The organism is Bradyrhizobium sp. ORS 375 (assembly GCF_000239775.1).
Classification (GTDB): Bacteria; Pseudomonadota; Alphaproteobacteria; order Rhizobiales; family Xanthobacteraceae; genus Bradyrhizobium.
On record NZ_CAFI01000394.1, the window covers coordinates 1 to 6,896 of the forward strand.

At 65.8% G+C, this 6,896-nt stretch carries 6 protein-coding genes; 3 read left to right on the top strand and 3 right to left on the bottom strand.

The window, feature by feature from the left end:
- Window positions 1–367 precede the first annotated feature (367 nt).
- From BRAO375_RS26530 to BRAO375_RS26540, 3 genes are read right to left on the bottom strand one after another with little or no spacing between them, the layout of a single operon-like run.
- A complete protein-coding gene (locus BRAO375_RS26530) occupies window positions 368–1,924 on the bottom strand; it encodes a DHA2 family efflux MFS transporter permease subunit (protein WP_035642366.1) in 1,557 nt (518 codons plus the stop codon).
- Window positions 1,925–1,928: 4 nt separating this feature from the next.
- Window positions 1,929–3,083: an HlyD family secretion protein gene (locus BRAO375_RS26535; protein ID WP_009030521.1), complete on the bottom strand. Its 1,155-nt coding sequence runs from the start codon at window positions 3,081–3,083 to the stop codon at window positions 1,929–1,931.
- Window positions 3,076–3,555: a MarR family winged helix-turn-helix transcriptional regulator gene (locus BRAO375_RS26540; RefSeq protein WP_009030522.1), complete on the bottom strand. Its 480-nt coding sequence runs from the start codon at window positions 3,553–3,555 to the stop codon at window positions 3,076–3,078. Before BRAO375_RS26540 ends, BRAO375_RS26535 begins: the two co-directional genes overlap by 8 nt.
- Before the next feature lie 180 nt (window positions 3,556–3,735).
- Between BRAO375_RS26540 and BRAO375_RS26545 the strand changes: the two genes are divergently transcribed.
- From BRAO375_RS26545 to ispG, 3 genes are all read left to right on the top strand, one after another.
- Window positions 3,736–4,227, top strand: a complete 492-nt coding sequence (locus BRAO375_RS26545; protein ID WP_009030523.1) for a Fur family transcriptional regulator — start codon at window positions 3,736–3,738, stop codon at window positions 4,225–4,227.
- Window positions 4,228–4,547: 320 nt separating this feature from the next.
- Window positions 4,548–5,501 (top strand): DMT family transporter, encoded by a 954-nt coding sequence (locus BRAO375_RS26550; RefSeq protein WP_009030524.1) that lies wholly within the window; start codon window positions 4,548–4,550, stop codon window positions 5,499–5,501.
- A gap of 13 nt (window positions 5,502–5,514) precedes the next feature.
- A complete protein-coding gene (gene ispG / locus BRAO375_RS26555; protein WP_009030525.1) occupies window positions 5,515–6,804 on the top strand; it encodes a flavodoxin-dependent (E)-4-hydroxy-3-methylbut-2-enyl-diphosphate synthase in 1,290 nt (429 codons plus the stop codon).
- Window positions 6,805–6,896: the final 92 nt, after the last annotated feature.

Genomic DNA, 6,896 nt, shown 5'->3' on the forward strand with positions numbered 1-6,896 from the left:
TACCGCGTGATCCATCTTAAGGCAGGCCGGAGGATAGGCCGGTCGTGCGACAAACACCGATCGCGATGATGGAAGTCGACGTATGCCGGCAATCGGTGTGGACCGGCTCACCGCATGCTCGGGAAAAAATCCCCGGGGCTGGGGGCGGCGCTGGAGGAGCCACCGCCCCCGCCCGGCACATCACGAGTGGGGCGCTCATGAGTGCAGTCCCTGCGCGCAACTCATACGCAGAGAACCGAGTGGGGTAGGGACAAGATAGCCGGAAACGCGCCGGATTGAAGTTACAAATCCATCACGTAGCGGTCACCTTTTTGCTACTCCCGCCACACTGCGTCCGAACAGCGCACGTGCCGTTCACCGGACGCGATCACTCCATCACGGCATGATCGGCCGGCGTGGACTGCTGACGCAGCGCCGTGCGGGTCGAGCCGATCATGACAGCGAGTGGGATCGAGACCAGGATGAACGTCATGACCAGCTGGTAGTCGTGCGAGAAGGCGAGGATCTGCGCCTGAACCATCACCATCGCGTCGGCCATTGCACGACCTGCATCGGTGGAGAGGTTCAAGAGACCCGCCACGTTCGGCATCTGCAGCGCGTGATTGAACGGATTGATGTGCTCGACAAGGATGGCATGGTTCCGCCGCGTCCCCTCGGTCAGCTGCGCGATGGCGATGGAAATGCCGATCGAGCTTGCGACATTGCGGACCAAAGTCAGCATCGAGGTTCCGTCGGTGCGCAGCTCGCCCGGCAAGGTCAGGAACGCCACCGTCGACAGCGGCACGAAGACGAGGCCGAAGCCGAAGCCCTGCATGATGCTGATGGTGATGATCTCGGGCACGCCGGTCTGGTCGGTCCACGCCGTCATCTGGAACAGCGACAGCGCGGTCAGCGACAGGCCGACGATGATCAGGGTGCGCGCCTCGATGTAGCGCAGCAGGCGCCCGACCAGCATCATCGCGACGAAGGTGCCGCAGCCGCGCGTCGCCAGCAGCACGCCGGCCGTGATGATGGGATAGCCGATGACGTTCTGCAGGTACGGCGACGACAGCGCCATGGTCGAGAACAGCACCAGTCCCATGACCGTCATGAATACGCAGCCGCCGACGAAATTGCGGTCCTTGAACAGCGCGAACTGGATGAACGGCCGCTTGGTGGTCAACGAATGCGCCAGGAAGTAATAGAAGCCCACGCCGGCGACGATGAACTCGATGATGATCTCGTTGCTCTCGAGCCAGCCCTGGTCCTCGCCGCGGTCGAGCGCGATCTGCAGCGAGCCGATGCCGATGGCGAGCGCCATGAAGCCGAACCAGTCGAAGGTCAGCTCGGCGTTCGGCTTGGTCTCCTCCATGAACGCCATCAGCCCGAGCACGGTGACGGCGCCGAACGGCAGGTTGACGAAGAACACCCAATGCCAGGAATAGGTCTCGGTCAGCCACGCCCCGAGCGACGGTCCCATGATCGGGCCGAGCATCACGCCCATGCCCCAGATCGCCATCGCCTTGGCGCGCTCGTGCAGCGCATAGGAGTCGAGCATCACGGCCTGCGACAGCGGCACCAGCGAGGCGCCGAACACGCCCTGCAGCAGGCGAAACAGCACCATCTGCGTAATGTCCTGGGCGAGGCCGCACATCACGGACGCGATCGTGAAGCCGGCCGAGCAGATGATGAAGGTGCGCTTGCGGCCGAAGCGGTTGGCGATCCACCCCACCGGCGCGGTCATGATCGCCGCCGCGACGATGTAGGACGTCAGCACCCAATTGATCTGGTCCTGCGAGGCCGACAGCGTGCCCTGCATGTAGGGCAGGGCGACGTTGGCGATGGTGGTGTCGAGCGCCTGCATGATCGTCGCCGTCATGGCGCAGATCGTCACCATGTTGCGGCGGAGGCCCGGAACCGCCGATGAGGCTGCCGGCGCGGTCATGGCGCTATTCGTCCTTGTCGGCCGCGTGCGCCGATCCGAACAGGCCGGCGAGCGTGCGCTCATGGCCGGTATCGATCGACACGTTGACGCTCATGCCGGCCTTGAGCCTGCCGACGAACTTGTCGGTCTTGTCGAAAGCGATCCGCACCGGCACGCGCTGCACCACCTTGACGAAATTGCCGGTGGCGTTCTGCGGCGGCAGGATCGCGAACTGCGCACCCGTTCCGGGCGACAGCGAGCTGACCGTGCCCTTGAAGCGGTGGTTCGGGAAGGCGTCGACGTCGAGCTCGACCGGCTGGCCGACCGCGACATAGGTGAAGTCGCTCTCCTTCGGATTGGCGTCGACCCAGGGATTGCTGATGTCGATTACCGAGAACACCGGCGTGCCCGCGGCGACGAAGCGGCCGAGCTGGATCTGGTCGACCTGCGTGGCGATGCCCGGCATCGGCGCACGCAGCGTCGTATGGTCGAGGTCGCGCTGGGCGTCCTCGAGCTTGGCCTTGGCCTGGACGTAAGGCGGGAACTCCTCCAGCGGCAGGTCGGGATTGCCGAGTAGCTGGGTCTTGGCGTTGGAGAGCTGCTGCTTGATGAATTGCGCCTGTGCTCCCGCGGTCACCAGCGCGTTCGCGGCGTTGTCGAGATCGAGCTGCGAGCCGAAATTGTTCTTGGCGAGCGTCTGCTTGCGCTCGACGTCCTTCTGCTTGAGGTCGATGCCCTGCTGGGCGAGATCGAGCATCTGGCCGTAGATCTTGATATTGGCGGTCAGGTTCTCATAGCTGGTCCGCGCCTGCGCCAGCGCCGCCTTGGCCTGGTCGACCGCCAGGCGATAGGGGACGGGATCGATTTCGAACAGCTCATCGCCCTTCTGGACCTGCTGGCCTTCCTTGACGACCACCTTGATGATCTTGCCGGAGATATCGGGCGTGATCAGCACCTTCTGCGCACCGACATAGGCGTCGTCAGTGGTGACGTAGCGGCCGCCGTTGAGATACAGCACGAAGCCGCCGACCGCGGCGACGAGCGGCAGCACCACCAGCAGCAGCGTGCGGCGATAGCGGCGCAGGAACCCGGGACGCGCCGGCTTCGCAGCAGCGGCGGCAGGCGCCGCGTCCGGGTTGGCCTTCTGTTCGGGGGCGAGTTTCAGGGCGGGCTCAGCCATAGCGCTGCTCCTTTCGCTGCTCGTCACACAGGGACTGCAGGGCGTTTCTCACGTTTTCTTTGATGGCTTCGAGCTGGGCCGTCAGTCGCTCGGCATCGGCGGGACTGATGCCGTCCAGCGCGGTCTCGGTGATCTCGCCGCGCAGCACCGCAAGCTTGGCTAGCAACGGACGCGCGGCCTTCCTCAGATACAGCCGGTTGACGCGGCGGTCGGTCTCGTCGCCGCGGCGCTCGATCAGCCCGGCATCCGCGATCTTGTCGATCAGCCTGGTGAGCGTGATCGGCTGCATCTCCAGCTGCTCGGCGAGCTCGGACTGTTTCATCCCCTCGTTGCGCTCGACCTTGGCGAGCACTGCCCATTGCGCCCGGGTCATGCCGAAGCGCGCCGCTTCCTTGTCGGCATAGGCGCGCATCAGTCGCTGCAGCTCGCCGAGCGTAAACAGGAAATTCACGTCCGCGGACGCGCGGGTCATGCTGATCTCGATTCGGGAACGGAGGAGGGGAACTGAGCTTGGTCTGCAATAAGTCTCATATATCATAAGCAAGCTTATGAATTTTTCACGTCGGATTTGTCGCGGGCCGGCTCCGCCGGGAATGCATGGCTGGACGGCAGCCTTTGGCGAGCGGGGCGGGAAATGCTAGATTGCCGAGCAATGACCCTCGCAAAGCCCACCTTTCCAGCGCCCGACCACGATCACGGCCGCTGCGCGGCCGATGCCCTCGATCATGCCGAGCGCGTCTGCGCCCAGCGCGGCCAGAAGTTCACGCCGCAGCGCCGCCAGGTGCTGGAGGCGCTGCTGTCGAGCCATCGCCCGCTCGGCGCCTACGAAATCATCGAGGAACTCGCCAAGGCGGGGACGCGGCCGGCTCCCATCACGGTGTATCGCGCACTCGAGTTCCTGATGGTCAACGGCCTGGTGCACCGCATCGAAAGCCGCAACGCGTTCCTCGCCTGCGCCCATGACCACGAGCAGACGGCTCTGGTCGCGTTCCTGATCTGCGAAAGCTGCGGCGCGGTCGGCGAAGTTCCGGCCGCGCCAATCGCGGACAGCCTCAAGAGCGCGGCGGCGGCATCGGGTTTCCTGCCGAAGATGTCGGTCGTCGAAATCACCGGCCTTTGCGCGCACTGCCAGAAGGCCGCGTGAGACCGTTGCCGCGCCGCAAGGTGTACACGTCCAACTAATCATCGTATTCGAGCCCTCACCGCGCCAGCAGTGCGCTCCCTCTCCCCGTCCTTCACGGAGAGAGGGCTGGGGTGAGGGGCAGCCACACGCACCGACCGTGCCGACAACCCCCCTCACCCGGATTGCATCTTGCGATGCAATCCGGCCTCTCCCCGCGCGCGGGGAGAGGCGGGCACCACCGCTGCCGGCCTAGCGTTCGCCTGACGACGCGGACCAAGACCACTCCGACCGCAGTCCGCCGCGGTCCAAAAGCAGAAACGCCTCAGGGAGCCCCATTCCTCGTGTCCGCAACGTCCTCCTCGTCCGCCGCCACCCGGCCGCTCGGCCCGGGCGCCATCGCCGTCACGCTCGTGCTCTGCCTGTCCTGGGCGTTCAACCAGATCGCGATCAAGCTGGCGCTGCCGGAGGTGCCGCCGATGCTGCAGGCGACGTTCCGCTCGGCGGGCGCGCTGCCGGTGCTGCTGATCTTCGCGCAGCTGCGCGGCGTGAAAATGTTCGAGCGCGACGGTACGCTCTGGCTCGGCCTGATCGCGGGCGCGCTGTTCGGCTTCGAGTTCGTGCTAATCTATCAAGGCCTGCTGCTGACCTCGGCCTCGCGGGCGGTTGTCTTCCTCTACACCGCGCCGTTCTTCGTCGCGCTCGGCTCGTTCCGCTTCCTCGGCGAGCGCCTCGGCCCCGCGCAATGGGGTGGGCTGGCGATGAGCTTCACCGGCGTGGCGCTCGCGATCGGCATCCCCCAGGCCAATGTCGACAGCCGCGTCCTGCTCGGCGACCTCCTGGTGGTCGGCGGCGGCCTGCTCTGGGGCGTGACGACGGTGTTCATCAAGGGCACCCGGATGCGCCTGATCGCGCCCGAGCGGGCATTGGGATACCAGGTTGCCGTCTCCGTCCCGATCATGGCCGCAGCCGCGCTGATCGCCGGCGAGCGGCTGACCCAGGTTCCCAGTCCGTTCGTGATCGGGCTGCTCGCCTACCAGGCGATCTGGGTGGTCGGCACCACCTTCACGATCTGGTTCGCGCTGATCAAGGCCTATTCGGCCAGCAAATTGTCGGCATTTACCTTCATCACCCCTTTATTCGGCGTGGTGGCGAGCTATTTCATCCTGCATGACGCCCTGACGCTGGCCTTTGGCCTCGCCGCCGTGCTTGTGATCATTGGCCTTTTTCTCGTCAACCGCCCGAACCGTGCGGTCGCCGCCGCGACTGATCCATTGCTGACCGTCACCAAAACCTGATATCCGAGCGCCCATGAACAAGCCCGAGATCATGCCCCAGAACGACATCGCCGGACCCGCTCCCCGGCATCAGACCACCAAAGTCATGGTCGGCAACGTCGCCGTGGGCGGCGGGGCGCCGATCGTGGTCCAGTCCATGACCAACACCGACACCGCCGATGTCGAGAGCACGGTGGCCCAGGTCGCAGCGCTGGCGCGCGCCGGGTCGGAGATGGTCCGCATCACGGTGGATCGCGACGAGGCGGCCGCGGCCGTCCCGCACATCCGCGAGCAGCTCGACAAGCGCGGCATCACCACGCCGCTGATCGGCGACTTCCACTATATCGGCCACAAGCTGCTGACCGAGTACCCGGCTTGCGCCGAGGCGCTGGCGAAGTATCGCATCAATCCCGGCAATGTCGGCTTCAAGGACAAGCGCGACACCCAGTTCTCGACCATCATCGAGCTCGCCAACAAATACGGCAAGCCGGTGCGCATCGGCGCCAATTGGGGCTCGCTCGACCAGGAGCTGCTGTCGAAGCTGATGGACGAGAACGCGGCCTCCGCGAACCCGCGCGACGCCCGCGCCGTCATGCGCGAGGCCATGGTGCAGTCGGCGCTGCACTCGGCCGAGCGCGCGCAGGAGCTCGGCATGCCGAAGGACCGCATCATCCTGTCGGCCAAAGTGTCGGCCGTGCAGGACCTGATCGCGGTGTATCAGGATCTCGCCGCGCGCTCCGACTACGCCATCCATCTTGGCCTGACCGAGGCCGGCATGGGCTCCAAGGGCATCGTCGCCTCCTCGGCCGCGCTCGGCATCCTCTTGCAGCAGGGGATCGGCGACACCATCCGCATCTCGCTGACCCCCGAGCCCGGCGGTGACCGCACCCTCGAGGTGCAGGTCGCGCAGGAGCTGCTGCAAACCATGGGCTTCCGCACCTTCGTGCCGCTGGTCGCGGCGTGCCCGGGCTGCGGCCGCACCACCTCGACCACGTTCCAGGAGCTGGCGCGCTCGATCCAGGATTTCATCCGCGACGAGATGCCGACCTGGAAGACGAAATACCCGGGCGTCGAGGCGCTCAACGTCGCCGTCATGGGCTGCATCGTCAACGGCCCCGGCGAATCCAAGCACGCCAATATCGGCATCTCGCTGCCCGGCACCGGCGAAGCACCGGCCGCGCCTGTGTTCGTCGACGGCAAGAAGTTCCGCACCTTGCGCGGGCCCACGATCGCCGCCGACTTCAAGGCCCTGGTCATCGACTACATCGACCAGCGCTACGGCAATGGCGCGAAGGCGCCGGAGAGCGTGACCGCGGCGGAGTAGGGCGGCCTGAGGGCGGCCCTGTTTGAGTGCGGCGGCTGATGCGCTGCACGTGCTCCTTTGATGATCTGAGATCGAGCTACCGCCACGATGAC